The sequence below is a fragment of the Halorientalis pallida genome (assembly GCF_004118325.1).
In the GTDB taxonomy this organism is placed as follows: Archaea; Halobacteriota; Halobacteria; order Halobacteriales; family Haloarculaceae; genus Halorientalis; species Halorientalis pallida.
This window is the reverse complement of sequence record NZ_RDFA01000001.1, coordinates 617,484-637,357: the sequence shown is the minus strand read 5'-3', so window position 1 is coordinate 637,357 and position 19,874 is coordinate 617,484. Positions and strand designations below refer to the sequence as shown.

Annotated in this window: 18 protein-coding genes; 10 read left to right on the top strand and 8 right to left on the bottom strand. The window is 68.5% G+C overall.

All coding sequences use genetic code 11. The features are described 5' to 3' along the window. The first annotated feature begins 178 nt into the window (after window positions 1-178). Entirely contained in the window at window positions 179-4,822 is a 4,644-nt protein-coding gene (locus EAF64_RS03445) for a right-handed parallel beta-helix repeat-containing protein (protein WP_129067559.1), read from the top strand. 552 nt (window positions 4,823-5,374) lie between these two features. Continuing rightward, the gene (locus EAF64_RS03440) at window positions 5,375-6,178 is read left to right on the top strand and encodes a hypothetical protein (protein WP_129067558.1); all 804 of its coding nucleotides are present in this window, start codon (window positions 5,375-5,377) and stop codon (window positions 6,176-6,178) included. Window positions 6,179-6,477: 299 nt separating this feature from the next. On the opposite strand, the gene EAF64_RS03435 is transcribed toward EAF64_RS03440, so the two are convergent. The 4 genes from EAF64_RS03435 to EAF64_RS03420 form a co-directional block, all read right to left on the bottom strand. Then, on the bottom strand, window positions 6,478-7,371 hold the full coding sequence (locus tag EAF64_RS03435; RefSeq protein ID WP_129067557.1) for a hypothetical protein: 894 nt from the start codon (window positions 7,369-7,371) through the stop codon (window positions 6,478-6,480). Between the two features lie 54 nt (window positions 7,372-7,425). Beyond that, complete coding sequence (locus tag EAF64_RS03430; protein WP_129067556.1) at window positions 7,426-8,337, bottom strand: arginase family protein; 912 nt, start codon at window positions 8,335-8,337, stop codon at window positions 7,426-7,428. Further along, window positions 8,337-8,720 carry a translation initiation factor IF-5A gene (locus EAF64_RS03425; RefSeq protein WP_129067555.1) on the bottom strand — a complete coding sequence of 128 codons (384 nt, stop codon included), beginning with the start codon at window positions 8,718-8,720 and terminating at the stop codon, window positions 8,337-8,339. The genes EAF64_RS03430 and EAF64_RS03425 overlap by 1 nt, the downstream gene beginning before the upstream one ends. Before the next feature lie 67 nt (window positions 8,721-8,787). Further along, window positions 8,788-9,165 (bottom strand): MaoC/PaaZ C-terminal domain-containing protein, encoded by a 378-nt coding sequence (locus EAF64_RS03420; RefSeq protein ID WP_129067554.1) that lies wholly within the window; start codon window positions 9,163-9,165, stop codon window positions 8,788-8,790. A gap of 125 nt (window positions 9,166-9,290) precedes the next feature. Here EAF64_RS03420 and EAF64_RS20770 point away from each other — a divergent pair, with 125 nt between their 5' ends. From EAF64_RS20770 to EAF64_RS03405, 3 genes are all read left to right on the top strand, one after another. Continuing rightward, window positions 9,291-10,445 carry a hypothetical protein gene (locus EAF64_RS20770; RefSeq protein ID WP_193767557.1) on the top strand — a complete coding sequence of 385 codons (1,155 nt, stop codon included), beginning with the start codon at window positions 9,291-9,293 and terminating at the stop codon, window positions 10,443-10,445. 121 nt (window positions 10,446-10,566) lie between these two features. Further along, the gene (locus EAF64_RS03410) at window positions 10,567-10,860 is read left to right on the top strand and encodes a winged helix-turn-helix domain-containing protein (RefSeq protein ID WP_129067553.1); all 294 of its coding nucleotides are present in this window, start codon (window positions 10,567-10,569) and stop codon (window positions 10,858-10,860) included. Next, window positions 10,850-11,269, top strand: a complete 420-nt coding sequence (locus EAF64_RS03405; protein WP_227738869.1) for a hypothetical protein — start codon at window positions 10,850-10,852, stop codon at window positions 11,267-11,269. Before EAF64_RS03410 ends, EAF64_RS03405 begins: the two co-directional genes overlap by 11 nt. Window positions 11,270-11,326: 57 nt before the next feature. Here EAF64_RS03405 and EAF64_RS03400 read toward each other — a convergent pair whose 3' ends face one another. After that, window positions 11,327-13,192: an ABC1 kinase family protein gene (locus tag EAF64_RS03400; protein ID WP_129067552.1), complete on the bottom strand. Its 1,866-nt coding sequence runs from the start codon at window positions 13,190-13,192 to the stop codon at window positions 11,327-11,329. Between the two features lie 18 nt (window positions 13,193-13,210). Beyond that, window positions 13,211-13,573 (bottom strand): Hsp20/alpha crystallin family protein, encoded by a 363-nt coding sequence (locus EAF64_RS03395; RefSeq protein ID WP_129067551.1) that lies wholly within the window; start codon window positions 13,571-13,573, stop codon window positions 13,211-13,213. Between the two features lie 105 nt (window positions 13,574-13,678). Between EAF64_RS03395 and EAF64_RS03390 the strand changes: the two genes are divergently transcribed. From EAF64_RS03390 to EAF64_RS03375, 4 genes are read left to right on the top strand one after another with little or no spacing between them, the layout of a single operon-like run. Continuing rightward, on the top strand, window positions 13,679-14,929 hold the full coding sequence (locus EAF64_RS03390; RefSeq protein WP_129067550.1) for a molybdopterin molybdotransferase MoeA: 1,251 nt from the start codon (window positions 13,679-13,681) through the stop codon (window positions 14,927-14,929). After that, entirely contained in the window at window positions 14,926-15,147 is a 222-nt protein-coding gene (locus tag EAF64_RS03385) for a hypothetical protein (RefSeq protein WP_129067549.1), read from the top strand. Before EAF64_RS03390 ends, EAF64_RS03385 begins: the two co-directional genes overlap by 4 nt. Then, window positions 15,144-17,144: a molybdopterin biosynthesis protein gene (locus EAF64_RS03380; protein WP_129067548.1), complete on the top strand. Its 2,001-nt coding sequence runs from the start codon at window positions 15,144-15,146 to the stop codon at window positions 17,142-17,144. Before EAF64_RS03385 ends, EAF64_RS03380 begins: the two co-directional genes overlap by 4 nt. 42 nt (window positions 17,145-17,186) lie before the next feature. After that, window positions 17,187-17,561 (top strand): hypothetical protein, encoded by a 375-nt coding sequence (locus EAF64_RS03375; RefSeq protein WP_129067547.1) that lies wholly within the window; start codon window positions 17,187-17,189, stop codon window positions 17,559-17,561. Window positions 17,562-17,573: 12 nt separating this feature from the next. Here the strand turns inward: EAF64_RS03375 and EAF64_RS03370 are convergent, their stop codons facing one another. Together EAF64_RS03370 and EAF64_RS03365 are read right to left on the bottom strand one after the other, a co-directional pair. Then, entirely contained in the window at window positions 17,574-18,209 is a 636-nt protein-coding gene (locus tag EAF64_RS03370; protein ID WP_129067546.1) for an HAD family hydrolase, read from the bottom strand. Window positions 18,210-18,316: 107 nt separating this feature from the next. After that, entirely contained in the window at window positions 18,317-18,976 is a 660-nt protein-coding gene (locus EAF64_RS03365; protein WP_233742918.1) for an acetoacetate decarboxylase family protein, read from the bottom strand. Window positions 18,977-19,223: 247 nt separating this feature from the next. On the opposite strand from EAF64_RS03365, the gene EAF64_RS03360 reads away from it, so the two are divergent. After that, the gene (locus tag EAF64_RS03360; protein ID WP_129067544.1) at window positions 19,224-19,865 is read left to right on the top strand and encodes a class I SAM-dependent methyltransferase; all 642 of its coding nucleotides are present in this window, start codon (window positions 19,224-19,226) and stop codon (window positions 19,863-19,865) included. Window positions 19,866-19,874: the final 9 nt, after the last annotated feature.

Here is a 19,874-nt window from a genome sequence, read left to right as displayed (position 1 = left end):
GCACTAGAGTGGCACTCAATGTTTGATAGAAATATTGATATGGTTGTGCTTGTCAGTAGCAACATGCACGGGCAAGGGTGTAGGCAGTGGACCTGCTTTCGCCGTGGGGCAGGCGGGGTAGCAGTGCGGTCGAACGGACGCCGGTCTCGGCGAGCGTCTCCAACCTCGGAGCGACTGGATGCGTGAGGTAGGCGCGCTCGTCGCGGTCGTGCTGGTGGTCGTCTCGGGGTTCGCCCCGTTCGTTGTGGTGGCTGGGGTCGCCAGCGCAGCGGGCAACACGACCATCGTAGTCGCCGCCGACGGGACCGGGGATCACCGGACGATCCAGGCCGGCGTCGACGCGGCGACCGCCGGCGACACCGTCGAAGTCCGGCCGGGGACCTACACGGAACAGGTCACCGTCGACACGGACATCACGCTAGTCGCGCCGAACGGGGCGACGCTGGATGGGACCAAGATTACTGGGGATGCGGTCGGTCTCACCGTCGACCCGAGTCTCACGGCGGGGCTCACCATCGATGGATTCACACTGACGGGGTATACCGATGGCGTCACCGTCGGGGCCTCGGCCGGCGAGAGCTACGACGACGACGGCGAGACGGGCATCACCGGCGGCTGGACGATCCGGGATCTGGTCAGCACGGACAACGCCGAGGACGGCCTCGACATCGGTGCGGCCACGGGGACTGGATGGACGCTGCGAAACGTCGAGGCCACCGCGAACGGCGACGATGGTATCGAGATTGGGGGGTTCGCCAGCGGGACGGTTGCCTGGCGTCTCCTCGAAAGCAACGCGTCCGCGAACGACGGGTACGGCATCCGCGTGTCTTCGACCAGCGGTAGTTGGGAACTGCTGGAATCGACCACGAGCGACAACCGAAATACCGGGCTCTATGCGTCGGGAACGAGCGGCGCGTGGATCATCGGCCACCACAACGCGTCGGCGAACAGTTTCAACGGAATCGACGTCGCGGGAGGCAACGGTGGCGACTGGACCATCCACAACACGACGGCCTCGGACAACAGCGACTTCGGTATCGGGAACGGCGGCGGGATGGCGGGCAACTGGAACGTCCGCGACAGCGAGGTGAGCCGGAACTTCGATTACGGGCTGTACGCCCCGAACGCACCCGACGACTTCCGCGTCCGGAACCTCACCGCCCGGAACAACAGCAAGGTCGGTGTCGTGACGTCCGGCACAGCCGGTAACTGGCGCATCGAGGACTCGACAATCGAAGATAACGGTGGCACGTCCACGACGCTCGCGCAGGTGGGAATCTACGCGCAGGATACCACGGGGGCGTGGGTCGTCAACGGCTCTGCGATCACTGGGAACACCGAAGCTGGTATCGACGCGACGAACGCCGACGTTACCGGCGACGCCACGGAGAACTGGTGGGGCCAATCCTCTGGCCCGGCCTCGGGGCAGTGTGTCGGAAACGTCGACTGTACGGCCCCGCTCACGTCCGACCCCGGCGCGCCGACGACCGCAGGCGTCCAGGGAACGCTCACGGACACCTCGGCGAACCCGCTGTCGGGGATCGACGTGACCGTCTACCGGGACGACGGCTCCTCGTTCGTCCAGGCCGCGACGGGGACGACCAAGTCCGACGGTACCTACAGCGTCGACGGTCTCGACGCGTCGGGCGGTTCGGCGGACCTGAAACTCGAGTTCGCGGCGGGGTCGGCCAGTTACCAGAGCGAGTGGTACGACGACGCCGGCTCGAAGGCGACGGCGAAGACCGTGACCGTCAGCGCTGGCGCGATCGAGAGTACCCTCGACGCACAGCTCGCCGAGACGCCGCCGGCCGTCGTCCGGGGCACGGTCACGAACGCTTCCGGCGACGCGCTCTCGGGCGTCGAGGTGGTCGTCTACCGCGACGACGGGGCCGGGACGTTCTCGGCGTACGATACCGTCACGACGGACGCGATCGGCGACTACAGCGCCGAGGTGTTGCCACCGGCCGGGGAGTCGTCGGCGACGGTCGAGATACAGTTCAGCGACCCCAACAGCGACTACCGGACCGAGTGGTACGAGAACACGACGGCCCGAGGTTCGGCGACGCGTCTCTCAGTCGCCAGCGGGGGGACGGAGACGGCCGACGGCGTGCTCGAACAGCGCTACGGCTACGTCGGCGGTACGGTCAGGGACGCCGACGGGAACGCGCTCTCGGGGATCGAGGTGAGCGTCTTTCGTGACGACGGCAACGGTCAGTTTGCCCAGTACGGCACCGCCACGACCGATTCGAGCGGTGACTTCGACGTGGCCGTCGAACCGTCGGCCGCGGCCGACGACACGGTCGCGGTACAGGTCCGCTTCGGCGACCCGTCCGGCGACTACGAGACAGCGTGGCACGACGACGCCGACCGCGACGGGGCGACGACGGTCACGCTGACCCGCGGCGTCCGGACGACACTCCTCGGGACGGCGCTGACCGAGGCGTCCTCCGGTGGGTCCGGTGGTGGGCCGAGCGGCGGCAGCAGTTCGGACTCGGAACCCGACCCAGTCACGTTCTCCGGTCGGGTGACCGACGAGAACGGCGACCCGATCGAGGGCATCACAGTAAGTGGCTTCCGCGACGGCGGCAACGGGGCCTTCGTCGGCGTCGCGAGCGACGACACCGACGCGAACGGCCGGTACGAGGTCGCGGTCGAACCGCCGGACGGCGAGGACAGCGTGACCGCTCGCCTCCGGTTCACCGACTGGAACTGGACGTACGCACAGCGGTGGTACGACGCGCGGACGGAAGACAGAGCCGAGACGCTCACCGTTCGGGAAGGCAGGAGCCGCATCGGCCTCGACACGACGATGGCGGAGAACACGGTCACCGTCGCAGGGACGGTCCGGAGCGTCGACGGCGACGCCTTGGAGGATATCAGGGTGTGGGTCTACCGCCGGCTCGACAACGGACGGTACAAGGCGCTCGGCCAGTCGGTGACGTACACCGACGGGTCCGGTCGCTACGACACCACCGTCGCGGTCCCCGACGGCGAGACGTCGGTCGACCTGAGGGTGCGGTTCGACGACCCGGACGACGAGTACGCGACCGTCTACTGGCGGAACGCGAGCACGCTGCGCGATGCGGAATCGATCGACGCGCTCGCCGGGTGGGACCTGCCGAACGTCCGGGTCACGATGCCCGAGTGGGACGCCGTGGCTGCCGGGTACGGCGGCACCGTGCTCAACGAGACGAGTGCGCTCGAAGGCATTCAGGTCACGGTCTACCGCGACGACGGCACCGGAACCTTCCGGGAGTGGACGAACCGCAGAACCGACGCGAACGGCTACTGGGAGACGCACGTCCGTCCCCCGAACGGCGAGCAGACCGTCTCGGTGAAGATCCGGTACCGCGACGAGACCGGACAGTACCTCGAAGAGTGGGAGTTCAACGAGTCGACCCGGAGTACGGCCGAGGTGACGACCGTCGCTCTCGGTGACTTCGTCCCGCTCTACGGGACCCGACTCGAGCCCGCGCCGACCGCACGGGTCTCCGGCGTCGTGTTCAACGAAAGCCACGACGGCCTCGAGGACATCGACGTGACGCTCTACCGCAAGGACGGCCCCGGTCCCTCGACCGAGTTCGCGACGACTACGACGGACGACGTCGGCTACTACACCTTCGACGTGCCGGCACCCCTGGGCGAGTCGACGGTCGAGACGCGCCTCCGCTTCGACGACCCGACCGGCGAGTACGCCCAGGCTTGGTATCTGGACCGGCGTCGCTGGGCGAACGCGACGGCGATGCGGAACGCGGTCGGAAGCCACGACCGGCACAACTTCCAGACGCTCCGCGAGGCGGGGATGCTGCTCGACGTGTGGGTCCAGCCGCTCTCGACCTGCCGGGACCCGACCGACGCGGACAGCTGTACGTTCCCGGACCGCGAGGACACGGTCACCGTCGACCCGGACGAGACCGTTGCGGTCCACTACGAACTGTGGAACGGCGACGACCGGGTCTACCGTGACTACGACGTCGACGACCCGGCGACCCGCACCACGATGTTCGGCGCGGGCCACGAGATCGCGCCCGGCGAACTCCGGTCGAAGACGGAGACGCTGACCGCACCTATCGTCGACGGCACCTACGACTACCGGGCGAATTCGACCAGCGACACCCGCAACGGCGTGGTGCACAACTCGACGGCGACCTACACTATCGAGGTCAGTGGCTCCGTCGCCCAGCAGGCCCGGTCCCCCGACGGGTTCAGCGCCCGCATCTCGAATTCGGGGTCGGGTGAGCCGGTCCTGCTCGGTGGGGACGACGGCGTCGCGTCGACGAACGGGACGACGATGCAGAGCGTGCTGTTGCGGACCGATGACTCGAACTACACCGTGAACGTGGCCGGGAACGGATCTCCGCCGGACGGAACGGACCCGCTCCCGCTTGCGCCCGGGGGCACCGCCTTCGGCTACTTCACCGTCGATCACTCCGTCCCCGACACCGCGATCGAAAACGTGACATTCAGGTTCCGCGTCGACCGCGCGGACTCCTCCAGCTCCGGTGTCCAGCCGACGGACGTGACCGTCTACCGGTACGTCGATGGCGTCCCGACGCCGCTCCCGACCACGGTCGTCAAGGCGACCTCGACGGCGTACGTCTACGATGTCGCCTCGCCGGGCCTCTCGGTGTTCGCGGTGGGTACCGCCGATCTCTCGGACCCGCCAACGGTCGAACGCGCGACCCCGTCCCCCGACTCGACGACTGCGGCTACGACCGACACGCCAGTCGGCACCACGGGAGCCAGCGGTCCGGGCTTCACGGCTAACTTCGCCACGCTCGCGCTACTGCTCACGGCGTTCCTTCTCTCCCGCCGGCGCTGACCGCTCTTCGTTCCGAGGTCGTGTGATTTCACGCAGCCGACGACGCTCGATCACCGATGCGATCCCAGCAGGCGTGCTGCATACAGTGCGCGAGTCGGCCACCGGCGAGAAAACGTGATCGCGTCGTCGTCCGAACCTGACTCGCCTGTGACACCTCTAGAGAAGGCGACGGGTCAGTGCCGTCCGTGTTCAGCCCTGTCCAGTAGGATGCCGTTCCGAACGCGGTGCTCGGTATTCTCTGACTGTTTCCGGTCGGCTTCTCCGGGTTCATCGCGACCGACGCCCAATGAACGGACGGCTCGCTGCCACTCGCTCTTATCGAAGCGGCCGACTCGGCCCGATCCATTCCACGGGGCCTGTACACTTCGACATCTGATCCCAGTTGTCGAGGGAACTGATGACTGTACTGTCCCACCGCTTCACGACCCACTGCAGCCGTACCCACTGGCAGTAACGACAGGTATGTGAGCGACCGTCGATGTCGCCGTGACTCGTTATCGAATCCGCGACTTGGAGAGAATTGCTTATTATGTAGTTCTTGAAAGGTTACGCATGGGACCGCGGTACTCACGACGACGCGTACTCGCAACGACGGCCAGTCTCGCCTCTGTGGGCACCCTCGCGGGCTGTTCGAGTAGTGGTGACAGCGATGGCGGCGATGGGACCGAGGAGGGATCTGGAGGCAGCACCAGCGGCGGTGAGACGAGCACCGCCGCTGGGGCCGGCGTGGATGGTGATGCCGACCCGACCGAGACGGCGACCGCGGCCGACGACGACGGTGGCGGCAGTGACGGCGCGCAACAGCTGTGTGCAGACCTGACCGACACCGAGTACGAGCGGTACGACGAGTCCGGCTCCCCGTTCGTCGCCACCTTCGAGTACCCGATAAACGGGGACGGCAGCGCGGTGGGCGGGACCGGGATCGCCGGCGAGGAGTACTCGGTGAGCCTCCAGAAGCAACTCGGTGACGCCGATTCCTTCTACATATTCGCGGTCCAGTACACGAACGGGACCGACGCCCCGACGGCCGTCCAGCGAGGTGAGGGTCGTGGCCTCGAACAGGTCGGGTCGCTCCAGTTCGGCGGAGAATCGGTGCCAGTCATCAGAGCAGAACCGGAGGCGACTGGCGACTCCCGTAACCGTGTCTACAACAGGGAACCCTACTATATTCTCGGCCTCCCCCACGAGGCGGACAGCGGGACCCAGTACTACCGGTTCGACCTGCGCGCCACGACGGCGTTCGCCAACGGCATCGACACGAACGACTGCCAGGAGTCCTGGGAGGAGGTCGCCACGCACATGGTGAACTCATTAGAGGCGAACGCCGACACGACCGTGGAGTCAGCCGGCGAGTGACCGCCGACGCCGCTCACTCGTTGCGGATGCCTACTACCATCGCCCAGCCGCAGAGTGAGAGGCACGACATCGACAAAACCGCAATCGAACGAGTCCAGGAAGACCAGACACAGTGTGCCAACGCGCACACTGTCGCGGTCCTGTACGCTGGGTGATCTCTGTCTTTCGGTCTCGAGTGGATGGACTCGCCTGTGCTCGGTGTCTTCTCCGTATTCGGCAGCGCACACGTATCAAGGATATGTTACAATTGGGGCCGTATCATCCGACAGTGTTGGGCACCCGGTCGCCCACCGACCGCCTCACTCCTCGGGCCGAACGAGTTTCCCTTTGCGCTGGCCGACGTAGCCCTCGCTGACCAGCGCCTCGATCACGTCGTCACAGTCCTGTGCGGGGATCTCGTACGCGTTCGAGGCGACAACCTCGATCTCTTCCCGATCGATCGGGAACTCGCGGTTCTGCAGCAGTTTGATGATCTTCTGCGCTGCGGGGGTCGAGAGGATCGACGGCTGGTCGGACCCGCTCTCGGCCGGCCCCGGGCTGCCGGTCTCGGTGGTGCCGTCCTCGTCGGCTCCTCCGGCTCCGTCGTCGGCCGCCGTTCCGGGGACCTCGCCGTTGGCGACTGCGTCGTCCGCCTCGGCCGTCTCGGCACTCGTGGACTCGCCGTCGCTCGTCGTCTCCGCCGACCCGTCCTCGGTTTCGGGTTCGGCCGCCACGGGTTCGTCCGTGTCTGCCGCGGCCTCTTTCTCGGCTCCGTCGTTCGCGGTGCCGATGCCGTCCGCGTCCGCCTCGGCCTCGCTGTCTCGCGGTTCACTCCGTTCACCGCTCGGTTCCCTGGAGGGCTCGCTCCGTTCACCCTCGTTCCCTTCCACCGCCGTCGCCTCGCCGCTGGGTTCGACGGCGTAGGCAGGTTCGTCCCCGTCGTCCTCGCTCTCCAGGTCGGCCGTCGGGTCCTCGTGGTCTGCTTCCAGTGGCGACGGGTCGGGGCCGGCGGCCAGCGGCGTGGCGGCGGCCTCCGCACCCTCGGCGGCCGAGAGGGCCACGTCCAGCACTTTCGAGAGCTTCCGGCGACAGACCGGGCAGAGGTCGACCGTCGGCTGGTCGCCACCGCCCGCGCTCTCGGGAACGACCGGGTACGCCTCGATCTGTGCGTCAAGCGCGGTGCCGCAGAAGTAACACGACGCGAATTCGGACATGCTCGGGACCCACTCGCGCCACCGTCTAAAAGCTACGTGCCGGGACGCCGCCGGTCACTCGCCGGCGGCGTGAGCGAAGACGAACGCGCGCAACAACTTGGCTGCCAGCGTCGCCGCCTGCCCGTCGTCGCGGTCGTTGACTTCCACCACGTCGAACCCGGCGGCGTGGGGCGCGACCGCCCGCACCACCTCGTGCATCTCGCGGGGTTCGAGGCCGAACGGTTCGAGCGTGCCGGTTCCGGGCGCGAACCCGGGGTCGGCCGCGTCGATGTCCACGCTCAGGTAGGTCCGGCCCTCCCGAACGACGTCCGGGGGGTCCCAGTCGGCAACCTCGCCGGGCGGGACGACCGTCACGTCGTCTTCGCTGGCGCGGTCCCACTCGGTCTCGCTGCCGGTACGTGCGCCCAGCACGATGGCCTCGTCGGCCACCGACAGGGCGTGGTGGGTGACGGTCGCGTGACTCAGCGGGTTGTTCGCGTAGGACTCCCGGAGGTCGAGATGGGCGTCGAGACAGACGCACACGTCCGGGTCGACGGCGCGGACGCCAGCGACGGTGACGGTGTGTTCGCCGCCGATAGTGACCGGGACCGCGCCGTCATCGCGTACGTCTTCGAGCGTGCCGCGGAGAAAGTCCAGATACTCGCTCACGTCGTCGGTCGGACCGATGTCGCCGTGGTCGGCCACGTCGAGGCCGGTGAACTGCTGGTCCGTGCGGTGATCGTAGTCGTCGAAAGATTCGGCGAAGTGGCGAACGCGGCGCGGGCCGAACCGGGTCCCGGGCTGGAACGTCGTCGAGGCGTCGAGCGGTGCGCCGACGACGACGTATGCGGGATCCCCGGGAGCGTCGGCGACCGGGGGCTCGCTGGAATCCGTTCCAGTGGTGTCCCCGGGAGCGTCGGCGACCGGGGGTTCGCCGGAACGCGTTCCGGCGGTGGAGTCCCGGTGGGCCCGCGCGCCGGGAAACATTAGCTGCGGACGATCTTGCGCTGCTCCTCGTACTCGAGGTACTCGATGTCGTCGTCGGGCGACAGGTCGACGTCCTCGGGCACTTTCATCGTGATCGTGTCGTAGGTGTCCAGGTCCATGACCTGGGCCACGTCGGCGCTCTCGACGTTGACGACCTGGCCCTGTTTGCGCTCGATGATCGGGACCCAGATCTTCGCGTCGACGGGCTGGGAGAGGTTGCGCTTCTTGCCGTCGAAGACGCCTTTGCCCTCGACGCGGGCCTTCGCACTGCCGTGTTTGCCCGGCTTGGCCGTGCTGTAGGAGTCGATCTTGCACGGTGTGTCGTCCATCATCACGTAACTTCCTTCGTCGAGTTCGCGAACCTCGGTCTGCTGTCTCGCCATGTCCCGCGGTATTCAGTGTACGAGTATAAACGGTTTGGAAAAGCGCCGCCACCGCTCGCGCCGAATCTCACCGCAACACGACGCCCTCGAAGGACCCGGACAGCACGGGGGCACCGTCGACCGCACACTCGATGTCGGCCCGCACCTCGTCGCGGTCGGTCCCCTCGGTCACGTCGGTGAAGACCACTTCACACCGGACCTGCTGGCCCGTGTAGACCGGCCGCCGAAAGTCGAACTCCATGTGGCTGGCCAGCACCTCGTGGTCGCCGCCGATCTTCGTCGGCAGGGTCGCGGTCAGGAGGCCGTGGACCATCAGCCGACCGTCCGCGTCGGGTTCGAGGTGCCGATCCTGCCGGTCGTTCGAGAGGTCGGCGAACGCGCGTACGTCCGACTCGGAGAACGTTCGCTCGTACGTGACGACCTCGCCCTCGGCGATGGCTGACATGTCCCGGCAAACTGGTCCGGGGGCCGTAGCCCTTTCGCCGACCGGACAGTTGGGGCGAAATTGTGCCTAACTCGTGGCTAACCTCGGCAAGCGATTAAACCGCCTCGATCGGAAGCCCGAATCGAATGCCGCTCGATCTCTCTCGAAAGCAGTTCTTGCGTGCGAGCGGAACAGCGCTGGCCGTGGCCGTCGCCGGCTGTAACAGTCCCTCCGAGGGGCAGTCGTCTCCGTCGACCACCGAGCGTCCCGCCTCGACACCCGATGAATCATCCGGCGACGAGGGCGCGAGCGATCCGGCGACCGACGCCGACCTCGGCGTGTTCTACGCCGGGCCCGACTCGACCGACGGGACGACCGATTCCCCCATCGACGGTCGGGCGAAAGTGACCGCACTTCGGCCGTCGGACGACACCGAAAAGTCGCCGATCGTGCTGGTTCCGGGGCTCGGACTGTCCCCGTACATCTACCTCACGACGCCGGACGGGCGTCCGGGGTGGGCGACGCGGTTCGTCGATGCCGGCTACCCGGTCTACCTGTTCGACCCGCCACGGAACGTCACCTCCGGCGGGCTCGACACCGCAGCGTTCGGGGGCGAGGATCCGGCGTCGCTGTCCCGGTGGTCGCTCGACCGCGCGTGGCCCACCTGGGGTTTCGGCCCCGAAGTCGGCGAGCCCTACCCGAACGTCCGCTACCCCATCGAACAGATCGACCAGCTCGTCGCCTCCTTCCCGGCGTACGTGAGCGGTGGCGGAGCTGGCGGTAGCGGTGGCGACAGGGCTACCGGCCAGCGCAGTGGTGGTGATGGACAGCAACGCGGCGGGAGACAGGCTGGCGGCGGCCAGCGCGGTGGCGGGCGGTTCGCGTCGGCTCGGGAGACGGCCGCGCTCGAAGCCCTGCTCGACCGGGTCGAGTCGGCGACGCTGCTCGTCCACTCCGCGGGTGGCGCAACTGGGTTCGCGGTCGCCCAGTCAGTTCCGGACCGCGTCGACGCGATCGTCGCGGTCGAACCGGTCGGTGCGCCGACCGACGCCGGGACGGTCGCGGAGATGGGCGGTGACGCACCGTTTCTGGGCGTCTACGGCGATTACGTCGCGGAACGTGGACAGACCGGCCGGAAGGAGGCCAGTCAGACGACCGCCGACCTCGCGAGCGAGGCCGCGCCGAAGTCGACGCTGCTCGACCTCCCGGCCGAGGGTCTCACGGGCAACACTCACCTGCTGATGCAAGACGACAACAATGGCGCTATTGCGGCCCGGGTCAGGTCCTGGCTTGCCCAGTGACCGCCACTGTCCCGACGGCGGGTCGCGGCCGGGTGGACCAGCACAGCCAGGACGACGGCGAGCCCTGCGCGCACCGCGACAACCGAACGTATATGGATCGAATGGCCACAACACCGGATAGATGCGACAGGTGCTCTGGTGGCTCATCGGCGGCTCCCGTGGCGGTCGAAACCGCCTCCGGATCGTCCGAACCCTGGAGGACCAGCCCATGAACACGAACCAGCTGTCGAAAGCCCTCGATCTGAACTACAAGACAGTGCAACACCACCTCGAAGTCCTCGAAGAGAACGCCGTCGTGACGACCGAAGGCGACGATTACGGACAGATGTACTTCCTCTCGGATCGCATGCTGAACAACCTCGACATCCTCGAAGAGGTGGCCGAACGCGCCGATATCGATACCGATGATTCGTGACCTGTCCCCGAAAGCGGCGACGGCGCTCCTCACGGCCGTCGGCGTCGTCCTCTCGCTGTCGTTCACCGCGCTGATCCCGATCCCCGCCCACGGGCCGCCGGGTCGGGAGGTGCCCGCCGAGATCATCCTTCTGATCCGGTCGGAGGTGTTCTTTACGAGTCTGAACCTGCTCCTCTTGCTCGCGCTCACCGGCATCTACACGAAACTCTACCGGGACCTGCCGAACAAGTACACGGTGAGCCTACTGGTCCTCAGCCTCGCACTCGTCCTCTACGCGTTCACCTCGAACCCCGTCGTCCACTTCCTCTTTGGCCTCCGCCCACGCCCGAACATCGGCGCCTTCGTGTTTCTCCCCGACCTCTTCGTCGGCCTCGCCATCGTCGTCCTCCTCTACCAGAGTCAAACCTGATCCGCGAGACGCGCCCTCTCCCCCGGCATCCGGTGGGTGGACTCGCCCTGTCGCCGATCAGGACTCGTCCTCGTCGTCAGGGGTGGTCACGTCGATGTCGGTCCCAGTCTCGGCCTCGTCGCCCCCGTCCTCGACCGCGACGGTGGTTCCGCCCGAACGGTCGGCGTCGTCGTCCCCGGTGCCACCGCCTCCGTCTCCCTCGTCCACGTCGGGCCCGAACCCGGCACCGAGATCGATCTCGCCGACGGCCGACCCTTCCTCGCCGGGGCCGTCCTGGCGTTCGCGCATGCTCTGTCGGGTGAACTGGGGCTGGGCGCGGATGCCGCTCTTGCTCCGGAACGACCAGTACAGCAGGCCCGCCACCAGCACCGTCCCGCCACCGGCCACGCCGGCGGCCTCGACGGTGCTGAACGCGTACAGGACCGCGGTCGAGACGATCCCTGCAGAGAGGGCCATGCCGTAGACCAGCCGTTTCGCCAGCGTCGCCAGCAACCCATCGGAGTCCTCGATGTCGGCGTTGACCCGGAGGTCGTCGCGCTCGATACGGTCGAGCGTCCGCTCCAGTTTCGGCGGCGTTCGCAGTGTAGACTGAGCCGCCTGCTGGACCTCGTCGGCACGGTCCTCGAAGAATTGCCGAACGCCAGCCTCGACGTAGCCCTGGTCGCCCAGGTAGTCGGTCGCGACCGAGATGAAGTCGAAGTCGGGGTCGAGCGTGACACAGACGCCTTCGACGACCGTCGCCACGCGCAGGACCAGCGCGAGGTTCGCGGGCAGTCGCAGCGGGAACTCGTAGATGGTGTCCTCGACCTGCTGGACGATCTGCTGGACGCGGTACTGCTCGATGTCCTCGCCACGAGCGTCGGCGATGGCCAGTTCCATCACTTCACCCATCACCTCGCGGTCGGCCTCCGGACTCAGCGTCCCCATCTCGATGAGCGTGTCGAGGATGGCGTCGGTGTCCTGCTCGGCCACGGCCATGTAGAAGTCGATGATCTTCTCTTGGATGAACGCGTCCACGTATCCCGACATGCCGAAGTCGTAGAACACGAGGGTCCCGTCCTCCTGGACGGCCAGATTTCCGGGGTGAGGGTCTGCGTGGAACACGCCGTCCTCGACGATCATCTGGAGGTAGACCCGCTGGAGCGTCTCGGCGATCTCGGTCCGGTCGACGCCCAGGTCGTCGAGTTCACGGATGTTCGAGATCTTCGTCCCCGGGACGTACTCCATGGTGAGGACCCGTCCTGTGGAGCGGGACTCGTCCACGTCGGGAATCCGGACCCGCCGGTCCTCGGCGAAGTTCTCGCTGATCTCTTCGAGCATCTGTCGCTCGCGACCGTAGTCCATCTCCTGGCGGATCGTCTTGGCGAACTCGTCGGCCAGGGTCTCCAGCGAGAACGACCGCGTCTCGTCGACGAAGCGCATGATCAGCGGCAAGGACCACCGGATCACCCGGAGGTCGGCCTCCACGAGGTCCTCGATGCCGGGCCGGCGGATCTTCACCGCGACGGGGCCGTTCTCGGTCTCGGCGTAGTACACCTGGCCGAGACTCGCGCCGCTGATCGAGTCGGTATCGAAGTTATCGAAGTGCTCCTCGACCGGCCCCAGCTCCGCTTCGAGGACCTGTTCGGCCTCGACCCACGGCGCGGGGGGCACCTCGTCCTGGAGTTTGGTGAACTCGTCGATGTACTCGGGGGGCAGGATGTCCGGTCGGGTCGAGAGCAACTGGCCGAGTTTGATGAAGGTCGGCCCGAGGGTCAACAGGGAGTCGAGTAGCGTTGCGGCCCGCTTGCGGCGCTGTTCGGCCGAGACCTGCCGGGACTTGCCGAACAGCAAGAACCGGTTGCGGTCGCGGGCGTAGGCGAGCAGTAGCGGCAGGAACTGGCGTGCGACGGTGAGGAACCGTCGGTACGCACGGAGGTTCACCGAGCGGCCACCTCGGCGTCAGGTGTCCGCGTCCGCGATGGGAATTGACGTGTCCGGCTTGGCGCCCGCCTTCGGCAGGCGGAGTTCGAGGACGCCCCGGTCGACGGTGCCCTCGGCGTCGGCACCCGTCGCGTCCGGCGGCAGGGGGAGTTCGGCGTCCAGAAACAGCGCGCGTTCCTCCTCGACGTACCGGAACTCCGTCGGGAGGTCCTTCTCGCGCCGCGCCTCGATCTCCAGCCGGCCGGCCGACACCCGCACGTCGACCGTCTCGGCCGTCGCCCCCGGCAGGTCGATCACCAGGAGGTAGGCGTCGTCGCTCTCCAGCAGGTCTGCAAACACCGTCTCGGGGAGGTCCCGCAACGCATCGCGCAGCGCTGACATGGAATTCGCTATGGACCGATGGGCGAAAAAGGCCGCGGTCGCGTCCCGTGCCCATGTCCCCCGTTCGCCCGACGCTTTTTGACCGACCCGTCCCAACGGAGCGGTATGACTGACCCACGCGAGTCGGGATTCAAGGACGTGACGCCGTTGTCCGCGGCCCGCGAGCGACTCCGGGAGGCGGTCGTCCCCCACGACCGGACCGAGGCCGTCCCGCTGTCGACGGCGGCGGGCCGGACCGTCGCCGAATCCGTCACCGCCCGCCGTGCCGTCCCCCACTACGAACGTGCGGCCATGGACGGCTTCGCCGTCCGCGCCGAGGACACCTTCGGTGCCGGCGACCGATCACCCGCGGTCCTGCGACTGGGCGGCCACGCCGAGGACGGCGACGAAGTGGTCCCCGGCGAGGCCGTCCGCGTCCACACCGGCAGTGAACTCCCACCCGGTTCGGATGCAGTCGTGATGGTCGAGCAAACCGATCTCGTCGCCGAGGACGTGGAGGTCTTCGACGCCGTCGCCGAAGGGGAGAACGTCGCCCCGGCCGGCGAGGACGTGGAAGCCGGGAGATCCCTCTACGAACCGGGTCACCAGCTTCGTCCCTCCGACATCGGTCTGCTCAAATCGACCGGCGTCACCGAAGTCGAGTGTTACCAGCCGCCGACGGTGGGCGTGGTCCCCACGGGAGAGGAACTCGTCCAGGCCGACCCCGACCCGGGCGAGATTATCGAGACCAACGGGCTGACAGTCGCACAGTACGTCGAGCGCTGGGGCGGTGTCCCCGAGTATCGCAACGTCGTCACCGACGACGAACACGCGCTCCGGGCGGCCATCCAGCGGGACCTCACCAAGGACGTGATCGTCACCACCGGCGGCTCCTCCGTCGGCGAACGCGATCTCCTCCCCTCCGTCGTCGACGACCTCGGCGACGTGCTGGTCCACGGCGTCGCCGTCAAACCCGGCCACCCCGTCGGCTTCGGCGTCGTCGAGGACACGCCGGTGATCATGCTCCCCGGCTACCCCGTCGCCTGCATCGTCAACGCCCTCCAGTTCGTGCGCCCCGCGACGAAGTGGGCCGGGCGCATGCCCGTCTCGGGGCTCCCCGAGACCGAGGCCGTCCTCGACCGGAAGATCGCAAGCGAACCCGGCGTCCGGACGTTCGCCCGCGTGCAACTCGACCGGGACGGCCTCGCAGTCGCGGACTCGGACGACCCTCCACGGGCCGTCCCGACCAGAGCCAGCGGCGCGGGCGTCCTCTCCTCGGTCGCGCTGGCCGACGGCTGGGTCGTCGTCCCCGAGGAACGCGAGGGGATCCCCGAGGGCGAACGCGTCGCGGTGCAGGACTGGGAGCGGTACGCGTGAGCGCGTCCGCACTCGATCACCTCGACACGTTCCCCGTGGCGATCCCCGTCGTCGTCTCACTGGCGGCCGTCCTCGGGACCTTCCTCGTCGGAACCGGACTCCCGCCGCTGGCGGCTGCGCTCGTGCCCCTCGTCGCACTGGTCTTGCTCGTCGTCTTCGCGCGCCGGTCCCGACAGGGCACTACCTTCATTGTCGGTCCGGACCGAGCCAGGGTATGAGCGACCGCAAGGAGTTCCGCGACCTCGCGCCGCCCGAGGACGCCCACGACGCCATCGCCTCGCTGGAGCTGGGCGGCGGCACCGAGACCGTCCCGCTCCGGGAGGCCCGGGGCCGCGTCCTCGCCGAACGGATCGACGCTACGCTCGACGTGCCCGGGTTCGACCGCGCGTCGATGGACGGCTACGCGGTCCGTGCCCGCGACACGTTCGGCGCGGACGAAGCCGACCCCGCCCGTCTCGAACTCGTGGGCGAAGTCCACGCCGGCGCGGAACCAGACGTGACCGTCACAGAGGGCACCGCCGCCGAGATCTCGACGGGCGCAGTGATGCCGCCCGGCGCGGACTCGGTGGTGATGGTGGAGAAAACGGACCGCGTCGAGCGAAACTCGACGGAACGCGCGAACGGCGAAGCCGTGAGCGGAGCGGACGACGGTGAGACCGTCCTCGTCCGCACGTCGCTGGCCCCGGGCGACAGCGTGATGCTCGCGGGCGCGGACGTGGCCGCCGGCGAGCGAACGCTGGGCCCCGGCACGGAACTCACGCCCCGCGAGATCGGCCTGCTGTCGGCGCTGGGCGTCGACGAAGTGCCCGTCCGCGCGAAACCGCGGGTCGGGATCATCTCGACGGGCGACGAACTCGTCCGACCTGGCGCGGACCTGAACTCCGACGCCGGGCAGATCTACGACGTGAACAGCTACACGACCGCCACGGCCGTCGAGGAGGCCGGCGGCGAGGCGGTCCTGTACCCCCACGCGGGCGACGACTACGAGGAGATGGAGGACATCCTCACGGAGGCCGCGAGCGAGTGCGATCTCGTCCTCTCGTCGGGGTCGACGAGCGCCTCCGCCGTCGACGTGATCTACCGGGTGATCGAGGAACGGGGCGAACTCCTCCTGCACGGCGTCGCGGTCAAACCCGGCAAACCCATGCTGATCGGTCGGCTCGACGGCGGTGACTCGCCGTCGGCGTACGTCGGTCTCCCGGGTTACCCCGTCTCCGCGCTCACCATCTTCCGGACGTTCGTCGCGCCCGCGATCCGCGAGGCCGCGGGCCTGCCCGAACCGCGGACGGCCACCGTCGACGGCGCGATGGCCGTCGAGGAGCGCTACGCCGAGGGCCGGCGGCGGCTGATGCCCGTCGGACTCGTTAGCGCTGGCCCGAAGGGACAGCGAGGCGGAGGCGGTGCAACCGCCGGAGGAGACGAGCACGGCGACACCCTCGTCTACCCCGTCGACAAGGGCAGCGGCGCGACGACGAGTCTCGTCGAGGCCGACGGGATCGTCGAGGTCCCCGCCGAGACCGAGTACCTCGCGGCGGGCGAGGCCGTCACCGTCCAGTCGTTCTCGCCGGACGTGCGCACGCCCTCGCTCTACGCCGTCGGCGAGGACGACCCCGCCTTCTCCCGACTGCTCGACGGACTCGACCGACCGCGCTATCTCTCGCTGGGGACCCGCGAGGGTCTGCGCCGCCTGCGCAACGGCGTCCCCGACGCGGCCGTCGCCGCCGGCGACCCCGAAGTCGCCGCCGACCACGAGGACCTGGGCGGCTGGACCCGCGAGCGGGGCCTGCTCGTCCCCGAGGGCAACCCCGACGACGTGGGCGGTGTGGGGGACCTCGTGGACGAGGACCTGCGCCTGATCAATCGGGGGACGAACTCCGGGCTGCGGACGGCACTCGACGACGCCGTCGCGGCGCTGGCCGAGGACCGCGACGCCGCCCGCCGCGAGCTGATCGACGCCATCGACGGCTACGAACTCACGGTGAAAGCCCACGAGAGTCCCGCCCGGAAAGTACTGGCCGGCGATGCGGACGCTGGACTGGGCCTGCGGGCCACTGCTGAGAAACTCGGCCTCGGGTTCGTTCCCCTCGGCGAGCAGGACGTGCGCGTGCTGGCCAATCCCGACCGAACCGGGAAGGCAGGTGTCCAGGCACTCCGGACCGCGGTCGAGAACGTCGACGAAGTGCTGGCCGATCTGCCGGGCTACCGGTCGGCGTGAGGTGGCCGAAGTGAACTACCGGCACTTCGTAGCGCCGCGGTGATGGACTGGGATCGGTGCTACGGGATCCAGCAGTTCGTCGTCTTCGCCGTCCTCGCACATCTCCCGCTGGTCGTCGAGACGCCCCTGTCACTCCCGCTGCTGACGGGCTGGTACGGCACGATGCTGTCGGTTGCGTGTCTGACACTCGCGACGAACCTCGGGTGGCCGTCGCTGGCCCGCGAGTACGAGCCTGCACTCGGGGTTCTGGAGGTGTTCCTCTGTGGCGTCGGCTGTGCCATCGTGACGGTCGTCCTGTTCCGGGCGGTCGAACCGACGCCGTACACCTACGGGTCGGCTGCCGTCGCGGGCGTCGCAGCCGTCGTTCTCGCCGTGATCGCGCTTCGGCCTGTCGTCGCGGCCCAGTTCGACTGGTGACGAGCAGGTGGTTCAGTCAGAGCCGAGTTCGGAGAAGCTCTCGATGCGGTGGTCGCCCAGCACGCACTGGCCCCGACGGTGGGGGCCGTGTCGCTCGACGTGGATGCCGTCGAGGCCGGCGTTCCAGGCTGCACCGATGTCGTGCGGGCCGTCGCCCGCGAGTACCCCCTGGTGCCCGTTGTATCCCACGCCGAGATCACGCATCGCCATCTCGACCGGTTCGGGGTCGGGTTTCCAGCCGATCTCTTCGGTACAGCAGACCACCGTGTCGAACCAGTCTCGGATGTCCAGTCGATCCAGCACGGGGTCGGTGAGATACTGCTGGCAGTGCGTGACGAGGCCGACCGGGCCGTCCAGGTCCGCGACGAAGTCGGCGTCGTCGTAGAGGTAGGTGTGTTCCGCGCGAGCCTGTGCGTCCTCCACGTCGTGGAACGTTTCCCAGAACCGCTCCACGTCGATGCCCCACTCGGCCAACTGCTCGTTGCGCGAGCCGCCGAGGCCGTGCCAGATGATCTCGGCCTCCCGGTCGGTGAACCCGCGACCGAGGCGGTCCCCGACCTCGTCGAACACGCCGCTGACGTAGTCGGGTTGGACGTCGACCAGCGTGCCGTCGAGATCGAGCAACCAGAAGTCGTACTCGGAGACCATCGGAATCGGGATTGTGAAGATACGTGGTTAGTTACTAAGTGCCTTCTGCCCGTTTCGGGGCTCCGTACCACCGGACGAAACGGCCACGAGCACGTCGCGCACCCCACTCAGACCGTCCCGACGGGTTCGCCGGCCCCGATCACGAACTCGCCGTCGAACCAGAGCCGCGCCAGCGCCCGTGACCCCAGATCCAGCTCCCGGAGCCGGTCGGCCCGCGGGTGGTCGCCGAGCGTCCACTCGGCCTGCGCCGAGAACGGCCACGCGCCGAGGTTCCCGTCGAGCGTCAGTGGTTCCCGGAGGAGCGTCCCGTCCTCGACGGTGTAAGACGCCCCCTCCTGCACCTGGTCGATCGCCGGCGCTCGCTCCACGTCCAGCGTGATCACGTCCCGGCCCTCCGCGCTGACGGTCGTCCGCCGGCCGGCCACGTGGGCGTCGTGGTCGATCTCCGCGACTTCCTTCGGGTAGCCCCAGATGTCGACGCCCAGCGCCTTCGCGGGTTCGGTCGTGACCGGCAGGTACCAGACGTAGCCCGACGCGCCGTGGGTGAAAAGCGACGCGAGCGGCCAGGAGCGCGCCCCGGTCTCGACGGCCGGAAACATGACGCTGAACTCGTCGTAGGGCGGCATGGCGTCGTCGCCGATGCGGTGGTACTCGACGGCGAGGAAGGTCACCGCCGCCCGTCGCGGCGTGGCCCGGATCGGTTCCAGGCCCCGGGGGAGCAACTCGTCGACGGCTCCCCGGTCGGCCGAGAAGATCGCGCCGTACACCGTCGCTTCCGTCGATAGCGGTACCGAGACCGTCTCCCCGGTCGACAGCGTGATCGACTCTCCGACTGTGCCCCCCGGCTGTGGCGTCGTCCCCCTGCCTGCGCCTGTCAGCGCCCGCGCGGAAAGTGTTGTCGCCGCCCGAAGTCGCCAGCCGCCGAAATCCCCTTTCCGGTGCCGGTCGAAGGGTTACCCGAATGACCGACTCGCAGACGGCGCCGGACTGGCCTCCCGTCACCCGGGTGAGAGCGTGAGCACGCGCGGCCAGCGGCTCTACGACTGGTGGAGTCGCCACACCGGCGCGCAGCGGTTCCTCTACGGCCTGGCGTTCTTCGGTCGCGAGGGGACCTTCCGCCGGCGCGGCGTCGAGGCGCTCGCGCTCGACCCGGGCGAGCGCGTCCTCGAACTCGGCTGTGGCCCGGGGACGAACTTCGAGGCCCTCCGCGAGCGCGTCGGCCCCGAGGGAACCGTCGTCGGCGTCGACTACAGCACCGGCATGGTCGCCAGCGCCCGCGAGACTATCAGCGAGGCGGGCTGGGGGAACGTCCACGCCGTCCGCGCCGACGCCGCGACACTCCCCGTCGCCGGCCCCTTCGACGCCGCCTACGCCGCGATGTCGCTCAGCGCGATGCCCGACCCCGAAGCCGTCCTCGACGCCACCCGGTCGGTCCTCGCGCCCGGCGGCCGCGTCGCGGTGCTGGACGCCCGCCCCTTCCAGTCGCTCCCCTGGCGCGCACTCAACCCCGTGATCGTCCCCCTGTTTCGGGCGAGTACGAACTGGATCTCCGAGTCCGACGTGACGGCCGCGCTGGAGCGGACCTTCCCCACGGCGTCGGTCGACGACTACTACGGCGGGAGCATCGTCGCCGCGACGGGTCGACTGGGGGAGTAGGCCACCGTC

Bases quoted from the DNA above. Each gene is read 5' to 3' on its own strand.
- EAF64_RS03445 (WP_129067559.1), top strand. From the start codon at position 179: ATGCGTGAGGTAGGCGCGCTCGTCGCGGTCGTGCTGGTGGTCGTCTCG.
- EAF64_RS03440 (WP_129067558.1), top strand. From the start codon at position 5,375: ATGGGACCGCGGTACTCACGACGACGCGTACTCGCAACGACGGCCAGT.
- EAF64_RS03435 (WP_129067557.1), bottom strand. From the start codon at position 7,371: ATGTCCGAATTCGCGTCGTGTTACTTCTGCGGCACCGCGCTTGACGCA.
- EAF64_RS03430 (WP_129067556.1), bottom strand. From the start codon at position 8,337: ATGTTTCCCGGCGCGCGGGCCCACCGGGACTCCACCGCCGGAACGCGT.
- EAF64_RS03425 (WP_129067555.1), bottom strand. From the start codon at position 8,720: ATGGCGAGACAGCAGACCGAGGTTCGCGAACTCGACGAAGGAAGTTAC.
- EAF64_RS03420 (WP_129067554.1), bottom strand. From the start codon at position 9,165: ATGTCAGCCATCGCCGAGGGCGAGGTCGTCACGTACGAGCGAACGTTC.
- EAF64_RS20770 (WP_193767557.1), top strand. From the start codon at position 9,291: ATGCCGCTCGATCTCTCTCGAAAGCAGTTCTTGCGTGCGAGCGGAACA.
- EAF64_RS03410 (WP_129067553.1), top strand. From the start codon at position 10,567: ATGCGACAGGTGCTCTGGTGGCTCATCGGCGGCTCCCGTGGCGGTCGA.
- EAF64_RS03405 (WP_227738869.1), top strand. From the start codon at position 10,850: ATGATTCGTGACCTGTCCCCGAAAGCGGCGACGGCGCTCCTCACGGCC.
- EAF64_RS03395 (WP_129067551.1), bottom strand. From the start codon at position 13,573: ATGTCAGCGCTGCGCGATGCGTTGCGGGACCTCCCCGAGACGGTGTTT.
- EAF64_RS03390 (WP_129067550.1), top strand. From the start codon at position 13,679: ATGACTGACCCACGCGAGTCGGGATTCAAGGACGTGACGCCGTTGTCC.
- EAF64_RS03380 (WP_129067548.1), top strand. From the start codon at position 15,144: ATGAGCGACCGCAAGGAGTTCCGCGACCTCGCGCCGCCCGAGGACGCC.
- EAF64_RS03375 (WP_129067547.1), top strand. From the start codon at position 17,187: ATGGACTGGGATCGGTGCTACGGGATCCAGCAGTTCGTCGTCTTCGCC.
- EAF64_RS03370 (WP_129067546.1), bottom strand. From the start codon at position 18,209: ATGGTCTCCGAGTACGACTTCTGGTTGCTCGATCTCGACGGCACGCTG.